Annotated in this window: 18 protein-coding genes; 6 read left to right on the top strand and 12 right to left on the bottom strand. The window is 56.1% G+C overall.

From position 1 onward, the window contains the following. The first annotated feature begins 131 nt into the window (after window positions 1-131). Window positions 132-464, top strand: coding sequence for a YceK/YidQ family lipoprotein (locus L384_RS15225; RefSeq protein ID WP_003861096.1), 333 nt, complete (start codon window positions 132-134; stop codon window positions 462-464). On the opposite strand, the gene L384_RS15230 is transcribed toward L384_RS15225, so the two are convergent. The 8 genes from L384_RS15230 to L384_RS15265 form a co-directional block, all read right to left on the bottom strand. Next, complete coding sequence (locus tag L384_RS15230) at window positions 461-1,690, bottom strand: DUF3748 domain-containing protein (RefSeq protein WP_023323915.1); 1,230 nt, start codon at window positions 1,688-1,690, stop codon at window positions 461-463. The two genes, L384_RS15225 and L384_RS15230, sit on opposite strands and share 4 nt — an antisense overlap. 51 nt (window positions 1,691-1,741) lie before the next feature. Continuing rightward, window positions 1,742-3,079, bottom strand: coding sequence for an MFS transporter (locus L384_RS15235; protein WP_164724104.1), 1,338 nt, complete (start codon window positions 3,077-3,079; stop codon window positions 1,742-1,744). A gap of 180 nt (window positions 3,080-3,259) precedes the next feature. After that, window positions 3,260-4,408, bottom strand: a complete 1,149-nt coding sequence (gene dgoD / locus L384_RS15240; protein ID WP_023323913.1) for a galactonate dehydratase — start codon at window positions 4,406-4,408, stop codon at window positions 3,260-3,262. Then, window positions 4,405-5,022 (bottom strand): 2-dehydro-3-deoxy-6-phosphogalactonate aldolase, encoded by a 618-nt coding sequence (locus L384_RS15245; RefSeq protein ID WP_023323912.1) that lies wholly within the window; start codon window positions 5,020-5,022, stop codon window positions 4,405-4,407. Before L384_RS15245 ends, dgoD begins: the two co-directional genes overlap by 4 nt. Beyond that, window positions 5,006-5,884: a 2-dehydro-3-deoxygalactonokinase gene (locus L384_RS15250; protein ID WP_003861107.1), complete on the bottom strand. Its 879-nt coding sequence runs from the start codon at window positions 5,882-5,884 to the stop codon at window positions 5,006-5,008. Before L384_RS15250 ends, L384_RS15245 begins: the two co-directional genes overlap by 17 nt. Continuing rightward, window positions 5,881-6,570, bottom strand: coding sequence for a D-galactonate utilization transcriptional regulator DgoR (dgoR, locus tag L384_RS15255; protein ID WP_003861109.1), 690 nt, complete (start codon window positions 6,568-6,570; stop codon window positions 5,881-5,883). Before dgoR ends, L384_RS15250 begins: the two co-directional genes overlap by 4 nt. Before the next feature lie 226 nt (window positions 6,571-6,796). Then, entirely contained in the window at window positions 6,797-7,609 is an 813-nt protein-coding gene (gene yidA / locus L384_RS15260; protein ID WP_023295661.1) for a sugar-phosphatase, read from the bottom strand. A gap of 113 nt (window positions 7,610-7,722) precedes the next feature. Continuing rightward, on the bottom strand, window positions 7,723-8,748 hold the full coding sequence (locus L384_RS15265) for a zinc-dependent alcohol dehydrogenase family protein (protein WP_023323911.1): 1,026 nt from the start codon (window positions 8,746-8,748) through the stop codon (window positions 7,723-7,725). A 114-nt stretch (window positions 8,749-8,862) separates the two neighbouring features. Between L384_RS15265 and L384_RS15270 the strand changes: the two genes are divergently transcribed. Beyond that, window positions 8,863-9,798, top strand: coding sequence for a LysR family transcriptional regulator (locus tag L384_RS15270; RefSeq protein ID WP_003861115.1), 936 nt, complete (start codon window positions 8,863-8,865; stop codon window positions 9,796-9,798). Window positions 9,799-9,831: 33 nt separating this feature from the next. Here L384_RS15270 and gyrB read toward each other — a convergent pair whose 3' ends face one another. From gyrB to dnaA, 4 genes are read right to left on the bottom strand one after another with little or no spacing between them, the layout of a single operon-like run. Further along, window positions 9,832-12,243: a DNA topoisomerase (ATP-hydrolyzing) subunit B gene (gene gyrB, locus L384_RS15275; RefSeq protein ID WP_003861119.1), complete on the bottom strand. Its 2,412-nt coding sequence runs from the start codon at window positions 12,241-12,243 to the stop codon at window positions 9,832-9,834. A 28-nt stretch (window positions 12,244-12,271) separates the two neighbouring features. Beyond that, entirely contained in the window at window positions 12,272-13,345 is a 1,074-nt protein-coding gene (recF, locus tag L384_RS15280) for a DNA replication/repair protein RecF (RefSeq protein WP_023323910.1), read from the bottom strand. After that, window positions 13,345-14,445: a DNA polymerase III subunit beta gene (gene dnaN / locus L384_RS15285; protein WP_003861122.1), complete on the bottom strand. Its 1,101-nt coding sequence runs from the start codon at window positions 14,443-14,445 to the stop codon at window positions 13,345-13,347. Before dnaN ends, recF begins: the two co-directional genes overlap by 1 nt. Window positions 14,446-14,449: 4 nt before the next feature. Beyond that, window positions 14,450-15,844 carry a chromosomal replication initiator protein DnaA gene (gene dnaA, locus L384_RS15290; protein ID WP_003861124.1) on the bottom strand — a complete coding sequence of 465 codons (1,395 nt, stop codon included), beginning with the start codon at window positions 15,842-15,844 and terminating at the stop codon, window positions 14,450-14,452. A 637-nt stretch (window positions 15,845-16,481) separates the two neighbouring features. On the opposite strand from dnaA, the gene rpmH reads away from it, so the two are divergent. The 4 genes from rpmH to yidC are packed head-to-tail and all read left to right on the top strand — an operon-like array spanning window position 16,482 to window position 18,865. Next, window positions 16,482-16,622 (top strand): 50S ribosomal protein L34, encoded by a 141-nt coding sequence (gene rpmH, locus L384_RS0120990; RefSeq protein WP_000831330.1) that lies wholly within the window; start codon window positions 16,482-16,484, stop codon window positions 16,620-16,622. 16 nt (window positions 16,623-16,638) lie between these two features. Further along, window positions 16,639-16,998 carry a ribonuclease P protein component gene (gene rnpA, locus L384_RS15295; RefSeq protein ID WP_003861126.1) on the top strand — a complete coding sequence of 120 codons (360 nt, stop codon included), beginning with the start codon at window positions 16,639-16,641 and terminating at the stop codon, window positions 16,996-16,998. Further along, window positions 16,962-17,219, top strand: a complete 258-nt coding sequence (gene yidD, locus L384_RS21765; protein WP_001307474.1) for a membrane protein insertion efficiency factor YidD — start codon at window positions 16,962-16,964, stop codon at window positions 17,217-17,219. The genes rnpA and yidD overlap by 37 nt, the downstream gene beginning before the upstream one ends. A 2-nt stretch (window positions 17,220-17,221) precedes the next feature. Then, window positions 17,222-18,865 (top strand): membrane protein insertase YidC, encoded by a 1,644-nt coding sequence (gene yidC, locus L384_RS15300; protein ID WP_003861138.1) that lies wholly within the window; start codon window positions 17,222-17,224, stop codon window positions 18,863-18,865. Window positions 18,866-18,914: the final 49 nt, after the last annotated feature.

Below are 18,914 nucleotides of genomic sequence, written 5' to 3'. Positions count from 1 at the left end.
AGGGGCACAGCACAAAGGGTTAAATTGCGATGGCGACCACAGTGCGGGAGTTTGGAGCTATCCATTTTGGACGCGCCTCGCTATAACCCTGAGTTGCAGGTCAATGCCGTGCTACTAATGATGACTGAGTGATGATGAGAAATGTTCTGATTAAGCTGGCGACGTTCAGCGGGGTTGTTTTACTTTGCGGGTGTTCGAGCGTGATGTCGCACACCGGCGGTAAAGAAGGAACATATCCGGGGACGCGCGCCAGTGCCGCAATGATCTCTGATGATGAGACAAACTGGGGTACCAAATCTCTGGCGATTCTTGATATGCCGTTTACGGCGGTTGCCGATACGCTTTTGCTGCCGTGGGATATGTTCCGCACCGACAGCTCAGTGCGTTCGCGCGTTGAGAAAAGCGAGCAGGAGACGCTGGCAACCAACTCCGTCATCCCGCCCGCAGCGATGCCTCCACGCTAATTCTGTGCGGTTTCCGTTAGCCACAGCTGGCGGAAACCGTCCTTCGCTTCCATCCATGCAATAAATCGTCCGTCCGGGGAAAACACCACAGCGTCAGCAGACGGCGGATTGCCATGATCGGAGGTCAAAAACGTCACCTCACCGGTCTGCGCATCGCAGCAGGCAATGCGGCTTTCGAGCACAAACCCAAGTGTGCGGCCAGAAGGATGCCAGTTAAAAGCCGACTGGATATCACTTTCACTGTGGGTCAGCTGGCGCGGCTCGCCGCCCTCAGGGGAGATAAGCCACAGCTGCACAACGCCGTTATCGTCCCGCATTAAAAACGCAACCTGCGTCCCCTGTGGATTGCTGCGCACCCAGTGGCGCGGCACGTTCACCAGCCCCGGATACGCCTTCTGATGGGTGAAGGTAAGGCGGCGTTGCATGACGCCCGCAGGCGGCGCGGGCATTGTATCCGGCGTTCCCTGCAACGGCGCATCGCCCGCTCGTTTCCAGCCCTGCTCGTCTTTGGGAAGATCGACAATAAACAGTTCGGGCACTTTCTCGCCTTTCGCAGACACCGTATCGCCGATAAACGCCAGCCTGTCGTTGCCCACCCAGCCCTCTTCATAGGCGCGGTTGATCTCATCGCTGCCCGGTTTCGGGTTCGGCGTTGTCCGGCTTACCAGTACGCTCCAGAAGGTTCCGGCATATTCCCGCGGATGGTTCCCCTGTGGGTTTACCGGACCACAAGGCGCCGCCACCCCAACGTTACGCAAATCCAGCTGCGGATCGCGCGCGTGCAGCACATGGTCGTTATAGGTAAAGCTGACGAACTGCCCGTTCGGGCTAAAAACGTGAACGTGGGTGCCGCCACGCAGCGCACCTGCCGTGTAAGGCGCGGTGATATCCATCGCATCAAGATTGCTCACCTGACCATTGTGCGCAATCACCCCCTGACGATGGTGAAAATCATACTGCCAGTCTGCATCCGGGTTTTTCGGGCCGTGGATAAAAACATATTTCTCCTGCGCCGGATGAACGGTTACCACGCCAACATGCGCGCCGTCAGTCGCACGGTAGATCGCCTCAACCTCGCCCGTACTAACATTGACCCGCTCAATGGTTTCACCGGTAAACGACGCGCCGGACGGGCGAACATCATAGACAAGCCACTGGCTGTCTGGCGTCCAGGTGTTGATGTTGGTGAGCTGGTGGTTGCGGGAAGCGAAGGTGATTTGTTTCATGAAAATACCCTGATGCGCGGTTATCGCATCAGGGTAAAACATCCGAAGGGATTAGCCTACTCGTTTCACGTCGCCGACCAGCAGGATGTAGGAGAGCGCCCCGATCAGCGCCACGGCAGAGATATACACCAGCGCCGGACCAAAGCCGTAGTCCTGCGCCAGGTAACCGATGACCAGCGGCACGGTGATCCCGCCCAGGCCGCCAACGAAGTTAAACACGCCGCCGGTCAGACCAATCAGACGCATCGGCGCCAGCGACGACACCAGCGACCAGGTGATGGAGGCAAAACCGTTCCCGAAGAACGCTAACGCCATCAAGGTCATGATCCACACCGGATCGTTGGTGTAGTTCGCTCCCATGATGCAGGTAGAGATCAGCAGGCCGCAGATAATCGGCGTTTTACGCGCAACGCCCAGTGAGAAGCCTTTTTTCACCAGTTTGTCCGCCAGCCAGCCCGAGAGCAGGACGCCGAAAAACGCCGCAAGGAAGGGTACGGTGGTCATAAAGCCCGCCTTCAGCGCGGTAATCCCTTTTTCCTGGGTCAGATAGTTCGGGAACCAGGTGAGGAAGAACCACAGCGTGGAAGTCACCGCGAACTGGCCCAGATATACGCCCACCAGCTTACGGTGGAAGACCAGCTTCCAGTCCGCTCTGGTCAGCGGCTGGCGCGCCTCTTTTTTCACGGGCGCATCGCCGTCCACCAGGCCACCGCCGTCGCGGATGTAGTCCAGTTCGGCTTTGGTGATGCTTTTGGTCAGGCGCGGCGGCTGATAAACCTTAAACCAGATTAACGACCAGATAATGCCGATCCCGCCGGTGACGATGAACACCCAATGCCAGCTCAGTAGCTCCTGGATCCAGATTAACAGCGGCGTCAGAAATGCCAGGCCAACAAACTGCCCGGAGGTGTAAAAACCAACAGCGGAAGCGCGTTCGTGTTCCGGGAACCAGCTGGTCACCATGCGGTTGTTGGTCGGAAACGCGGGCGCTTCAAACACCCCGGTGATGGCGCGCAGGCCAATCAGTGACATCAGCCCGGTGGCGAAGCCCTGGAACAGGGTCGCCACGGACCAGCCAAAAATAGCGATAAAGTAGGTCAGACGCGACCCCACGCGGTCAAGGAACCAGCCGCCCGGGATCTGGCAGAGCGTATACAGCCAGGCAAACGCCGAGAAGACGTAGCCCATTTCCGCTTTGGTGATGCCAAACTCTTCCTGAATATGAGCCGATGCCACGGCAAGGTTGGCGCGGTCGACATAACAGATGACCACGGTAATAAAGATCATGATCAGCGTCAGGTAACGACGACGCCCGGTTTTTGCAGCAGTAACTGGAATATCCATCGCAATCTGTCTCCAGATTTTGGGCATAGCGAAGCCGCTCACCATGCCCTGTAATTTACAGAGGGTGTATTTGGTTTTTTTAATTAAAAACGTAAACGGAATGCGCTAAATAATTCGTGCTGGGGGAAGGCGGCAAGTTTTCGCATCCCCGGGAGCATACAAAAGTATGTGACCGGGGTAAGAAAACGCAGCCAACGCATCACCAGCGCGAAGTATGACGCGCATTTACCACTCGGCTACGGAACCGTCTTCATGACGCCACAGTGGGTTACGCCAGTCCGGCGCACTTTTACTCAGCTCAATGACTTTGGCTTCGTCGATCTCCACGCCAAGGCCCGGCTTCGTTAACGGTTTAAAGAAACCGCCTTCCATGCTGAAGTCTTCCTTGTTTTTCACAAAGTCGAGCAGCTCCGCGCCCTTGTTATAGTGAATGCCCATGCTTTGTTCCTGGAACACCGCATTGCGCGAGACGAAGTCGACGTGCAGGCAGGCCGCCAGCGCAATTGGCCCAAGCGGACAGTGCGGGGCCAGCGCCACATCGTAGGCTTCTGCCATTCCGGCAATTTTGTAGCATTCGGTGATGCCACCCGCGTGGGAGAGGTCCGGTTGCAGGATCGCAATGCCGCCCGCTTCCAGCACGCGTTTGAACTCGAAGCGCGAGAACATACGCTCACCCGCGGCGATAGGAATATGGGTCTGTTCAGCCAGTTTTGGATAGTATTCCGCCTGCTCGGCCAGCACCGGCTCTTCGATAAACAGCGGGCGATACGGCTCCAGCTCTTTAATCAGCACTTTGGCCATTGGCGCGCTGACGCGGCCGTGGAAATCCAGGCCAAACTCAATCTCGTTGCCGAAAGCCTCACGGATTTGCGCCACGGTATTCACCGCCCGGTCTACCGCGCGCGAGTTGTCGATAACGCCCATCTCTTCGCAGCCGTTGAGTTTGAAGGTGTCAAAACCGATGTTGCGCAGTTGCCGGATACCGTCGATCACTTCCGCAGGGCGGTCACCGCCCACCCAGCTGTAGGCTTTGATTTTGTCGCGCACCAGGCCGCCCATTAATTGACAGACCGGGGCATTCAGCACTTTGCCTTTGATATCCCACAGCGCCTGATCAATACCGGCGATGGCGCTCATCAGGATCGGACCGCCACGGTAAAATCCCGCCCGGTACATGACCTGCCACAGGTCGTTGATGCGCGCCGGATCCTGGCCAATCAGGTATTCGCCCAGCTCGTGAACCGCGGCTTCAACGGTGCGCGCACGGCCTTCAATCACCGGCTCGCCCCAGCCAACCACGCCTTCGTCGGTTTCGATTTTCAGGAACATCCAACGCGGGGGTAAACGGTACGTGGTGAGTTTGGTTATTTTCATTGCACTGCCTCTCGATACGCTTTCACAAATGCTGCCGCCTGCTGTGCGGTACGCTCAACGGGCTGTCCGGCACGATAGAGATCGCTGCCCAGCCCGGCGCCCACACAGCCCGCTTTTATCCACTGCACCAGGTTTTCCGGCGTGACGCCGCCCACGGCAAAGACCGGCACGCTGGCGGGTAAGACCGCTTTCAGCGCTTTGATGTAATCCGGACCAAAGGCCGACGACGGGAAAATTTTGAGAGACTGTGCGCCTGCATCGAGGGCGGCAAAGGCTTCTGTAGCCGTGGCGCAACCCGGGCAAACGGTCATGCCGTACTCCACCGCCCGGCGGATCACCTCGGGGTTGATATTCGGTGTGACGATAAGCTTGCAGCCCATCTTCGCCAGTTCATCCACCTGCTCCGGCTGTAATACGGTACCAGCGCCAATCAGCGCCTTATCACCAAACGCCTTCACAATTGCCGGAATGCTTTTTTCCCACTCCGGGGAGTTGAGCGGGATTTCCACCGCGTCGAACCCGGCGTCAATCACCGCGTTAACGTGCGCTAAGGCCTCACCGGGCGTGATACCGCGCAAAATCGCGATCAGGGGAAGTTCAGTTTGCCACTGCATGAGCGATGCTCCTTATGCCTGCCTGAAATGCCGTATCGCCTTCCACCGCAGCAACATCCCGTCCGATAGCGTGGAACGCCTGGCGGTAACGAGACGTCAGCGATGAACCCGCGACGAGCGTGATGGCCTGCTGCCCGGCGAACGCGTCGCTCAGGGTGGCGACCTCTGCGCCAATCAGCAGGCCGGACAGAAATTCGCTGACCTGTTCGCGCGGAAGATTTCCCAGCACGTGCGAGGCGCGAACCTCAAAAAGTTGCGGCAAAACGGCAGGGGATGCGATCCCGCGCTCCAGCCCGGCGGCAAACGCTTCCGGCGAAGGGGTCTGCTCCGGCAAACCGGCCCCCACCAGCGAGTGCTTAAGCAGCAAGTGGTGCAATTCGCCGGTCATTACGGTGCGAAAGTCATGAATTTGCTCAGCATCCGCCTGGACCCATTTGCAGTGCGTCCCGGGCATGACGTAGACAGAAGAAGGAGAAAGCGTGCGCGCCCCGAGCAGTTGCGTCTCTTCACCGCGCATCACGTTATGGTTATCGTCGCGAGAGACGCATAAACCGGGGATAATCCAGACATTGTCGCCAACGGACGTTAACTGCTCGCCAACGGCAGTGAAATGCACCGGAACCGACAGATAAGGCGCAACCTTCCAGCCTACGTTACTGCCGACCATTCCGGCCATCACCACTGGCGTAGTACCGTCGCGCCAGTTTTGTGTCACCTCTGCTAACACCGCTGCTGGGGATTTACCGTTCAGGCGCGTCACACCTGCTTCTGATTGCCTGCTTTCCAGGCACTGCTCACCCTGGTAGAGCCAGGCGCGCAGATTGGTCGATCCCCAGTCAATTGCGATGTAGCGTGATGTCATGTGATTTCCTTCAACCTTCGTGTCGAGCTGGCGATCATGGTCAGCGCCGCCTGCTCTGCCGCATCGCCGTCCTGATGCCGTATCGCATCGAACAGCGCTTTATGTTCCTGAAGCGTTTTCGGCATGTTGGCCTCATCGCCCATCCAGGTACGTTCAAATACTGCTCGCTGTAGCGAGCTGATCGCCACGCTAAGCTGCTGTAACACCGGGTTATGCACCGACTGCAATACCGCCTCGTGGTAGCGAATGTCCGCCTCGTTGAACGCCTCCCGATTCTGGTTATTGGCGATCATGTCGTTTAAAGCCGACTCAATCTGTGCCAGGTCACCTGACGTTGCGCGCTCTGCCGCCCAGCGGGCAATGGCCGGTTCCACCAGATTTCGGACTTCGCTCATCGCGCCGATAAGCCGTGGGTCGTAGTCGTTTTCCAGTACCCATTGCAGAACATCGGTATCGAGGTAGTTCCACTGGTTACGCGGCGCCACAAACGCGCCGCGATAGCGCTTCATTTCAATCAGCCGCTTCGCCATCAGCGAGCGGAACACTTCCCGGATGATGTTGCGCGAGGTTTCAAACTCCTCGCACAGTTCCGCCTCTGCTGGCAGCGGCGAACCGGGAACGTATTTGCCACCCACAATCTGAGTGCCCAGCGTGATGACAATGCGATCGGTTTTATTGAGTGTCATGGAGAGTCCTTGTGCTCTGTAAGTCCATCACTACTTTACCGCGACCGCTGAATTTCGCCTCACTTTTGCAGTACAAACGTGAGGCCTTTCGTCTTTGCCGTGGTGACAATGTAGTACAATCAGTTAATGTTGTACTACAATCCAGATCACAAAAAGAACAATTCGATAAATTCAGGGCCAAAAAAAGCCCCGGTAGATAACCGAGGCTGATGATTACAGACAGCTGCTAGGAGAGGACAAATTTCTCGATCGCCCAGGCAACGCCGTCTTCCAGGTTAGATTTGGTCACGAAGTTCGCCACTTCTTTTACCGACGGGATGGCGTTATCCATCGCCACGCCCATGCCTGCATATTCGATCATCGCAATATCGTTTTCCTGGTCGCCCAGCGCCATGATCTCCTCAGGCTTGATGCCCAGCGCATCGGCAAGCGATTTGACGCCCGTGCCTTTATTGACGCGTTTATCGAGGATTTCGAGGAAGTACGGCGCACTTTTCAGTACGGTGTATTTCTCTTTTACCTCAGCCGGAATGCGTGAAATGGCTTTGTCGAGAACCGCAGGTTCATCAATCATCATCACTTTCAGGAACTGTGTTGCCGGATCCATTTTCTCCGCTTCACAGAACACCAGTGGAATGGTTGCAACGTAGGACTCGTGCACCGTGTAGTAGCTGATATCGCGGTTGGCGGTGTAAAGCGTATTGCGATCGAGCGCGTGGAAGTGAGAGCCCACGTCGCGGGAGAGTTTTTCCAGGAACCGATAGTCATCATAGCTCAGTGCAGTTTGCGCCACCGTGCTGCCATCGGCTGCCTTTTGCACCAGCGCGCCGTTATAGGTGATGCAGTAATCGCCAGGCTGGTTCATGTGCAGCTCTTTCAGGTAACTGTGCACCCCGGCATACGGGCGTCCGGTGGTGAGCACCACGTTCACGCCTTTTTCGCGTGCGGCGGCGATCGCATTTTTAACGGCAGGAGAGATAGTGTGGTCTGGCAGCAGCAGCGTGCCGTCCATATCGATTGCAATGAGTTTGATGGCCATGGGGTCCCCGGGATAAATGAGTGCTACCTCATGCTAACGCGATTAAGCACACAAAAATAGAGCTACCTTGCGCAACAAAAAGCCCCTTTTACGTTTATTCCGGGAACGGGAACTCACTCGCGGGTGAGAACGATTTTGCCAAACGCACCGCGATCCAGATGCTCAAGCGCCTGTTCCAGCTCGTCAAAGCGGTAGCGATGCTCAATCACCGGTTTTAACTCCGTGACATCAACAGCACGGACAAAATCTTCCAGCGCCCGGCGGTGTCCAACCCCAATCCCCTGAATGACGGGGGATTTCAGCAACAGCTCGCTTGCAGGCAGAGAAATTTCTGTCCCGGCCAGCACGCCAATGACCGATATCCGCCCATGAACGGCAACGGCGCGCAGGGAATGTCTCAGGTTCTCCCCACCCACGGTTTCGATAATATGGTCGATGCCGCGATCCTGCGTCAGTGCCAGCGTATTTTCAGCCCAGTCGCCTTTCAGTCGGTTGATGCCCTGGCTGGCCCCCAGCTTTTTGGCCCGCGCCAGTTTTTCATCACTTCCCGAGGAGACAAACACCTCTGCGCCGTGCGCTTTTGCTATCTGCAAAGCGAATAGCGCCACACCGCCCGTCCCTTGTACCAGCACCGATTGCCCGGCGCGTAAATGACCGCGCTCCACCAGCGCGAACCATGCGGTAAGCCCCGCGCAAGGAAGCGTACTGGCCTCAGCGTCATCCAGGCTTTCCGGGGACGCCACCAGCGCGTTTTCACTCACAATCACATATTCGGCCAGCATGCCCTGGAAGTATCCACCGGACGTTTTATAGGGCAAATCGCGCGCGTCTGCCTGCGGCTTGCCGTCGATCCATTCCGGGAAGAAGGTTGAGATGACGCGTGCGCCGGGTTTGAAACGCGTAACGCCTTCACCGATGCTGTCCACCACGCCTGCCATGTCAGATGCTGGGGTAAACGGGAAGGAAAGCGGAATCGGCATCGTGCCTTCAATCACCATTTTATCCCGGTAGTTGAGCGCAACGGCATTTACCCGTACGCGGACCTCACCCGGGCCTGGCTGTGGAACAGGCTCCTGAACGAGCCTGAGGCTTTCACGACCAAGGGCATCCATTGACCAGCGTTGCATTGTTGCTGTCATTTTTTTCTCCTGTCATCAGATGATTGTTCAGTTCTGACAGTCTACCGTTGACTCAGCGTCACCAGTGGCGATAAGTTTTCCCTTCATTGATGACCAAATTGATACAATTCGTCCATGACCGATACGCTGAAAGATATTCCCGTTTTCGTTGCCTCCGTTGAGGCAGGAAGTTTTGCCCAGGCCGCCGTCCGTCTGCATTTGTCGCGCTCGGCGGTAGGAAAAAGCATTGCTCGTCTTGAAGAGAGGCTGGGGGTTCGTCTGTTTCATCGGACCACCCGCAGCCAGAGGCTGACCGATAACGGCGCGCTTTTTTATGAACGCTGCCTGCGCGCGCTGGAAGAGATCCGTGGCGCTGAATCGCAGCTTGAAACCGGAAAACATCAGGTCAGCGGTCGGCTGCGTGTTGCCATGCCGGTGCTGTTTGGTCGCCAGTGTATCGCCCCGCTGCTAATAGAGCTGGCGCAGGAGCATCCCGGGCTTGAGCTTGAAATGTCCTTTAGCGACCGCATCGTGGATCTTGTGGAAGAAGGGTTTGATATGGCGGTGCGCAATGGCACCCTGGCTGACAGCGCCGTGCTGGTCGCCAGAAGGCTGGGAGTGCACCGAATGGTTCTGTGTGCCGCGCCGGATTATCTGATTAAGAATGGCCAGCCGCAAAGCGTTGATGATTTACGCCAGTATACGGCCATTAACTACACGCGTGCGGGCAGAGTCTTACCCTGGCAGCTGATGGATTACGATGGCACGTCGCGCACGTTTATTCCCCGCTCATCCCTCAATATGGATGATTTGCAGGCGATCTGCGACGCGGCGCTGGCCGGCCACGGTATTGCATGGTTACCCTGCTGGATGGTCATCAAAGAAATTCATCAGGGAAATCTTGTCCCGCTCTTTAAGCAGGCCCCGGATGTACGCTTCGACGTTCATGCCGTCTGGCAGCAGACGCCACACCTGCCGCTAAGGGTAAGAATTGCCATAGATATGCTGGTCAAACGTTTACCGGCAGTGATGTCGCTGGAGTTTCCTGCGTCCATAAAAAAGCCGCGCTAAAGCGCGGCCAGTTATGTTGTCGTAAAGCGACGATTAAATATCGATATTCGCCGCCTTCAGGGCGTTCTCTTCGATGAAGGCGCGACGTGGTTCAACCGCATCGCCCATCAGGGTCGTGAACAGCTGATCCGCTGCAATCGCGTCTTTAACGGTAACGCGCAGCATGCGGCGGCTTTCCGGATCCATGGTGGTTTCCCACAGCTGATCCGGGTTCATTTCGCCCAGACCTTTATAACGCTGAATAGAGAGGCCGCGACGGGACTCTTTCACCAGCCATTCCAGCGCCTGCTCGAAGCTTGCCACCGGCTGACGGCGCTCGCCACGTTCGATGAACGCATCGTCTTCGATCAGACCGCGCAGCTTCTCGCCCAGGGTGCAGATACGGCGGTATTCCGGACCGGTAACAAACTCGTGCTCCAGCGGGTAGTCGGTATCGACGCCGTGGGTACGCACGCGGACGATCGGCTCGAACTGCTGCTCAGCGTTCTGCTGAACGTCGAACTTCCACTGGCTGCCGTGCTGCTCTTTCTCGTTCAGCTCGCTCACCAGGGTGTTCACCCAGCGGGTGACGGTCTGCTCGTTGCTCAGATCGGCTTCGGTCAGGGTCGGCTGGTAAATCAGCTCTTTCAGCAGCGCTTTCGGATAGCGACGCTCCATACGGCCAATCATTTTCTGCGTGGCGTTGAACTCGGAGACCAGACGCTCCAGCGGCTCACCGGCCAGCGCTGGCGCGCTGGAGTTTGCGTGCAGGGTCGCACCATCAAGGGCGATCGCGATTTGGTACTGATCCATCGCGTCGTCATCTTTAATGTACTGTTCCTGCTTGCCTTTTTTCACCTTGTACAGCGGTGGCTGCGCAATGTAGACGTGGCCGCGCTCAACGATTTCCGGCATCTGACGATAGAAGAAGGTCAGCAGCAGCGTACGGATGTGCGAGCCGTCGACGTCCGCATCGGTCATGATGATGATGCTGTGATAACGCAGTTTGTCCGGGTTGTACTCGTCGCGACCAATGCCGCAGCCGAGCGCGGTGATGAGCGTCGCCACTTCCTGAGAAGAAAGCATCTTGTCGAAGCGCGCTTTCTCAACGTTGAGGATTTTACCCTTCAGCGGCAGAATCGCCTGGTTCTTGCGGTTACGGCCCTGCTTTGCAGAACCGCCCGCGGAGTCCCCTTCCACAAGGTACAGTTCAGACAGCGCCGGGTCGCGTTCCTGACAGTCAGCCAGTTTGCCCGGCAGGCCTGCCAGGTCCAGCGCGCCTTTACGACGGGTCATTTCACGCGCTTTACGCGCCGCTTCACGGGCACGCGCCGCATCGATAATTTTACCCACCACGATTTTCGCGTCGGACGGGTTTTCCAGCAGGTATTCGCTCAGCAGTTCGTTCATCTGCTGTTCAACCGCCGATTTCACCTCAGAAGAGACCAGCTTGTCTTTGGTCTGTGAGGAGAACTTCGGATCCGGCACCTTCACGGAGACCACGGCAATCAGGCCTTCACGGGCATCGTCACCGGTGGCGCTGACTTTCGCTTTTTTGCTGTAGCCTTCTTTGTCCATGTAAGCGTTCAGGGTACGGGTCATCGCCGCGCGGAAGCCCGCAAGGTGCGTACCGCCGTCGCGCTGTGGAATGTTGTTGGTGAAGCAGTAGATGTTTTCCTGGAAACCGTCGTTCCACTGCAAGGCCACTTCCACGCCGATACCGTCTTTTTCAGTAGAGAAGTAGAAGATATTCGGGTGAATTGGCGTTTTGTTCTTGTTCAGATACTCAACGAACGCCTTGATACCACCTTCGTAATGGAAGTGGTCTTCTTTGTTGTCGCGTTTGTCGCGCAGACGAATCGACACGCCGGAGTTCAGGAACGACAGTTCACGCAGGCGTTTCGCCAGAATGTCGTACTCGAATTCGGTGACGTTGGTGAAGGTTTCAAGGCTCGGCCAGAAACGCACCATGGTACCGGTTTTCTCGGTATCACCCGTGACGGCCAGCGGCGCTTCAGGCACGCCGTGCTGGTAGATCTGACGGTGAATTTTGCCTTCGCGCTGGATAACCAGCTCCAGCTTCTGCGACAGGGCGTTTACTACGGATACGCCTACGCCGTGCAGACCGCCGGAAACTTTATAGGAGTTATCATCGAACTTACCGCCTGCGTGCAGAACGGTCATGATCACTTCCGCAGCAGATACGCCCTCTTCCGGGTGAATACCGGTTGGGATGCCACGACCGTCATCGGTAACGGACACGGAGTTGTCCGCATGGATCGTGACCACGATGTCTTTACAGTGACCCGCGAGCGCTTCGTCGATAGCGTTATCTACCACCTCGAATACCATGTGGTGCAGACCGGTGCCGTCATCCGTGTCGCCGATATACATACCCGGGCGCTTACGCACCGCATCCAGCCCTTTCAGGACTTTGATACTGGAGGAGTCATAAGAATTCGACATCAACGTTTCTCGCTCATTTCAACTTGGGTTAATCCGTTATTTTACCCTTTTCCACGGTAAACATCTTCGAATTTTCGTCCGACATGTCCATAACGTGTTCAGCGCTAATGGCGCTGACGAAAACCTGCGACTGCGTGGCTTTCAGGCGGCTGGCAAGCAGCCCGCGCCGCGCGTCGTCAAGTTCCGAGGCAAAATCATCTATCAGGTAAAGGCAGCGTCGCCCACTTTCGCGGGTGAGGTACTCCCCCTGCGCCAGGCGCAGCGCGCACATCAGGAGCTTCAGCTGCCCGCGCGACAGCGTGTCTTCCACCGGCGCACCGTCGGCACGAATGCGGAAATCCGCCTTGTGCGGGCCGTGCGCGGTGTAGGTCAACATGCGATCGCGCTCGAAGCTTCTCTCTAACACCTCAGCATAATCCGTCTCTTTCTCCCAGCCGCGCTGGAAAGAGAAGGTGAGAGAGAACTCGGGTAAAAACTGTTTGCAGGTGCCGGCCATGTCTTCGGCGATACCTGCGCTGTATTCGGCACGCCAGCGGCTGATTTGTTCCGCTAGAGGAATGAGTTCCATGTCCCACGGACGCAGCTGGGCGTAGCGCGTGACCTGGCGCAATGCGGCGTTACGCTGTTTAAGCAGACGCTTCAGGTTGCTCCAGGCGTTAAAGAAACCGGCTTCATTGTGAAAGCATCCCCAGTCGAGGAACGCTCTTCTGTATTTGGGGCCGCCGTTGAGTAAAGTAAACCCCTCGGGCGTAATCAGCTGCATCGGCATCAGCAGCGCCAGCTCCGCCACCTTGTGGCCATCGGTGCCGTCGATGCGCACCTTGCTGTCGCCCTGCTTGTCTTTGGTCAGGCCGATGGCGGTTTCCCGCTCTGCGCCCTGCAAACGCCCGTGCAGAACAAAAGAATCCTGCTCGTGGCGAATCACGCGACCAATCTGCAAACTGCGAAACGCCCGGCCGTGGCCGAGCGTATAGATGGCTTCCAGCACGCTGGTTTTGCCGCTGCCGTTCGCGCCAACCAGGAAGTTAAAGCCAGGGGATAAAGCGAGATCCGCGCTTTCGATATTGCGAAAGTCGCGGATCAACAGACGGGTGAGCGACATTACAGTCTCATTGGCATAACAACATAAGCAGCCGACTGTGATGCGGCATCTTCAATCTGTACGCTCGAAACGGAGTCAGTCAGCAGGATGCGAACGTTCTCGCATTTCAGTGCATTCAGCACATCCAGCACGTAGCTGACGTTGAAGCCGATTTCCATCTCAGCCCCGGCGTAGGTGACGTCCAGAATCTCTTCTGCCTCTTCCTGCTCCGGGTTGTTGGCGGTGATTTTGATCTGGTTTTCACTCACGTACAGACGTACGCCGCGGAATTTCTCGTTCGAGAGAATAGCGGCACGCGCAAACGCCTGCTTGAGGATGTCGCAACCCGCCTCCAGCGTTTTGTCCGGATTCTTCGGCAATACGCGGCGATAATCCGGGAAACGACCGTCTACCAGCTTCGATGTGAAGACAAAATCGCCCACGTGGGCACGAATATTGTTGCTGCCAATCTGCACGCGCAGTGGGGTATCGCCGCCGTCGAGCATGCGCATCAGTTCAATTACGCCTTTACGCGGTACGATCACCGAATGGTTTGGCAGTGAATCGCCAATCGGCATGGAACAGACCGCCAGACGGTGACCGTCGGTCGCCACGGTACGCAGCTCTTCACCTTCGGTTTCGAACAGCATGCCGTTTAAGTAGTAACGAACGTCCTGATGCGCCATGGAGAACTGCGTGGCTTCAATCAGACGCTTCATCGTCGCCTGCGGCAGGGTAAATTCAACTTCGCTCTGCCAGTCATCCAGGTTCGGGAAGTCCGCAGCGGGCAGCGTGGAGAGGGAGAAACGGCTGCGGCCAGAGCGCACCAGCATGCGGTCGCCCTCCAGCTGCACGGCGATTTCAGCGCCTTCCGGCAGCCCACGGCAAATATCAAAGAATTTACGTGCCGGAACCGTGGTCGCGCCCGCGTCGTGCGGCTGAGTCAGCGTAACGCGCGCGATCATTTCCATTTCCAGATCTGTGCCGGTCAGCGACAGCGTACCGTCCGCGACCTGAAGCAGCAGGTTTCCAAGAATAGGCAGCGTAGGGCGGCCGCCTAATGGGCCACTCACCTGTTGCAGCGGTTTTAATAAATGTTCACGTTCAACGGTAAATTTCATAGCGTCACGATGATAATGTTCTGATTAAATTGGAAAAATCTTCTTTTATGTCGTGGCTTTCTTCGCGTAGCTGCTCGATCTTGCGACAAGCGTGCAGCACGGTCGTATGGTCACGGCCACCAAACGCATCACCGATTTCCGGCAGGCTGTGGTTGGTGAGCTCTTTTGCCAGCGCCATCGCCATCTGACGCGGACGCGCCACCGAGCGGGAACGACGTTTAGACAGTAAATCTGCCACTTTGATCTTGTAGTACTCAGCCACCGTCTTCTGAATATTGTCGATAGTGACCAGTTTTTCCTGCAAAGCCAATAAATCGCGCAGTGCTTCACGCACAAAATCGATGGTGATCGCACGACCAGTGAAGTTGGCGTTAGCGATAACGCGGTTCAGCGCCCCTTCCAGCTCACGCACGTTGGAACGCAAGCGCTTGGCAATAAAGAACGCCACTTCACCCGGCAGGCGAATGTCGTTCTCGTCGGCTTTTTTCATCAGGATCGCGACGCGGGTTTCCAGCTCCGGCGGCTCGATCGCCACGGTCAGGCCCCAGCCGAAGCGGGATTTGAGACGATCTTCAACGCCATTGATCTCTTTTGGATAACGATCCGAGGTCAGAATGATCTGCTGATTACCTTCCAGCAGGGCGTTAAAGGTATGGAAAAACTCTTCCTGCGATCGTTCTTTATTGGCAAAGAACTGAATGTCATCGATCAGCAGCGCATCAACGGAACGGTAGTAGCGTTTAAACTCTTCGATCGCATTGTTTTGCAGGGCTTTTACCATGTCCTGAACGAAGCGTTCGGAGTGCATATACACTACTTTGGCATTGGGCTTACGCGCCATAATGCCGTTGCCCACCGCATGCAACAGGTGCGTTTTACCGAGACCCGTGCCGCCATACAGGAACAGCGGGTTGTAAGCGCCACCGGGGTTATCGGCAACCTGGCGAGCCGCCGCGCGCGCCAGCTGGTTCGACTTACCTTCAACGAAGTTATCGAACGTGTGTTTCACGTTAACGTTAGAGCGGTAGGTAGGCTCAGCGGGGGCTGGAACGTTATCCCAGCCCTGACGAGCCGGTGCAACGCGAGGCGCTGGAGCGGGCGCCGCCTGTGCAGGGGCTGCCACATTGACAACTTCACGAACGGTTTGGGTGACCGGCTTTGTGCCCACTTCAAAACGCAGCTGTGGGGCATCTGACCCGCAGAAATCATTCAGCAGTCCATTGATGTTATTAAGGTATTTATCCCTTACCCAATCGAGCACGAAACGGTTTGGCGCATACAAAGCCAGCGTGTTATCGCTCAGTTCCGCCTGCAACGGGCGGATCCACATACTGAATTCTGTGGCTGGTAACTCATCCTGCAATCGGGCAAGACACTGCTGCCAAAGCGAAAGTGACACGGCGGACTCCACTCGAACAATAAAAGAAAACTATTGAATATTCATGATTGTTGGCGCACATCGACATGACCCCATCAGGGTGATGTGCGAACCGCTATCTGCGGTTATACACGCTATCGTTGATACAGCCTGAACGATGTTGTGTTTATGCCCGACCAGGATCGCTGGATCCCGATCGGGACCGCGGATCATAGCCTAAACTGAGCCAGAGATCTTCTGTTTCTCACAGATTCTTCCCGATTTATCCACAGGAAGATCCGGAATCGGGTAAGTGTAAACGATCCTGACGCGAGTGCCTCGCGATTTAGGCCGCATATTGGAAAATTTAATGAGCACAGACAATTTTTGGCTTAAATGATCTAACGAAGATCCGGGACGATCCTTGCGCTTTGTTGGCGAGCCCGTATAATCCTCGACCCGGCGCGTGATGCTCATCTTCCTGCGTCGTCCGTTGCTCATTTTCCACGCGAAATCGTGCGGAAATACGCGGGAAATAAGGAAAGAGAATTGACTCCGGAGTGTACAATTATTACAATCCGGCCTCTTTAATCACCCACGCTGAGGCGTTAGTCGTTCGAATCTCGTTCGGGTATACGCAAAAGTCAGTGAATTTATTCAAGTTTAGGTAGAAATCGCCATGAAACGCACTTTTCAACCGTCTGTACTGAAGCGCAACCGTTCTCACGGCTTCCGTGCTCGTATGGCTACTAAAAATGGTCGTCAGGTTCTGGCACGTCGTCGTGCTAAAGGCCGCGCTCGTCTGACCGTTTCCAAGTAATAAAGCTAACCCCTGAGTGGTTAAGCTCGCATTTCCCAGGGAGTTACGTTTGTTAACTCCCACTCATTTCACTTTCGTCTTCCAGCAGCCACAACGGGCTGGCACGCCGCAAATCACCATCCTCGGCCGCCAAAATTCGCTGGGGCATCCCCGCATCGGTCTCACAGTCGCCAAGAAAAACGTTAAACGTGCGCATGAACGCAACCGGATTAAACGTCTGACGCGTGAAAGTTTCCGTTTACGTCAGCACGAACTGCCTTCAATGGATTTCGTGGTGGTGGCGAAAAAAGGGGTTGCCGACCTCGATAACCGTGCTCTCTCGGAAGCGTTGGAAAAATTATGGCGCCGCCACTGTCGCCTGGCTCGCGGGTCCTGATAGCCCTCATTCGGGTCTATCAACGCCTGATTAGTCCGCTACTCGGGCCACACTGCCGTTTCACGCCAACATGCTCAAGCTACGGAATTGAGGCATTGCGCAGGTTTGGAGTGATAAAAGGCAGTTGGTTGACGGTGAAACGCGTATTAAAATGCCACCCTTTACACCCAGGTGGAGACGACCCCGTCCCTCCAGGACCTTTTGATACCAGAGAACACTAACGATGGATTCGCAACGCAATCTTCTTATCATCGCTTTGTTGTTCGTGTCTTTCATGATCTGGCAGGCATGGGAGCAGGATAAAAATCCTCAACCCCAGCAGCAGACCACGCAGACCACGACCACCGCAGCGGGTAGCGCCGCCGACCAGGGCGTACCGGCCAGTGGCCAGGGGAAACAGATTACGGTTAAGACCGATGTGCTTGAGCTGACTATCAACACCCGTGGTGGTGATGTTGAGCAGGCGCTGCTGTTGACCTACCCGAAAGAACTGAAGTCTACCGAACCGTTCCAGTTACTGGAAACCACGCCTGAATTTATCTACCAGGCGCAGAGCGGCCTGACCGGTCGTGATGGCCCGGATAATCCGGCTAACGGTGCGCGTCCACTGTATAACGTCGAGAATGACACGTTTGTACTGGCTGATGGTCAGAACGAACTGGTTATCCCGATGACCTACACCGACGCGGCAGGCAACACCTTCACCAAAACCTTCACCCTGAAACGCGGTGAGTATGCGGTGAACGTGGGCTACAGCGTACAGAACGCCGGTGCGAAACCGCTGGAAATCTCTACCTTTGGTCAGCTGAAGCAGTCCATCAATCTGCCGTCTCACCGTGATACCGGAAGCAGCAACTTTGCGCTGCATACCTTCCGTGGCGCGGCTTACTCCACGCCAGATACCAAGTACGAGAAATACAAATTCGACACCATTGCCGATAACGAAAACCTGAACGTCAGCTCTAAAGGCGGTTGGGTCGCAATGCTGCAACAGTATTTCGCGACGGCGTGGGTACCGAATAACGACGGTACGAACAACTTCTACACCGCGAACCTCGGCAACGGTATTGCAGCCATCGGCTACAAATCTCAGCCGGTTCTGGTGCAGCCGGGTCAAACCGGTAAACTGGCAAGCACCCTGTGGGTCGGCCCGGAAATCCAGGACAAAATGGCTGCCGTTGCGCCGCACCTGGATCTGACCGTGGATTACGGTTGGTTGTGGTTCATCTCTCAGCCGCTGTTTAAGCTGCTGAAGTTCATTCACAGCTTCCTGGGTAACTGGGGCTTCTCCATCATCGTTATCACCTTTATCGTTCGTGGCATCATGTACCCGCTGACTAAAGCGCAGTACACCTCCATGGCGAAGATGCGTATGCTACAGCCGAAGATTCAGGCTATGCGTGAGCGTCTGGGCGATGACAAACAGCGTCAGAGCCAGGAGATGATGGCCCTGTATAAAGCAGAGAAAGTGAACCCACTGGGTGGTTGCTTCCCGCTGCTGATTCAGATGCCAATCTTCCTTGCGCTGTACTACATGCTGATGGGTTCCGTTGAGCTGCGCCACGCGCCGTTCGCCCTGTGGATCCATGACCTGTCCGCACAGGACCCGTACTACATCCTGCCGATCCTGATGGGCGTGACGATGTTCTTCATTCAGAAGATGTCTCCGACCACCGTGACCGACCCGATGCAGCAGAAGATCATGACCTTTATGCCGGTCATCTTCACCGTGTTCTTCCTGTGGTTCCCGTCAGGTCTGGTGCTGTACTATATCGTCAGCAACCTGGTGACCATCATCCAGCAGCAGCTGATTTACCGTGGTCTGGAAAAACGTGGCCTGCATAGCCGCGAAAAGAAAAAGTCCTGATTCGGTAACTTAACGCTAAAATAAGGGCGGTCGATTGACCGCCTTTTTT

The organism is Enterobacter sp. MGH 38, assembly GCF_000492855.1.
GTDB lineage: Bacteria > Pseudomonadota > Gammaproteobacteria > Enterobacterales > Enterobacteriaceae > Enterobacter > Enterobacter hormaechei_C.
The sequence above is the reverse complement of the archived record's forward strand: the minus strand, read 5'-3'. Positions and strand labels throughout refer to the sequence as shown.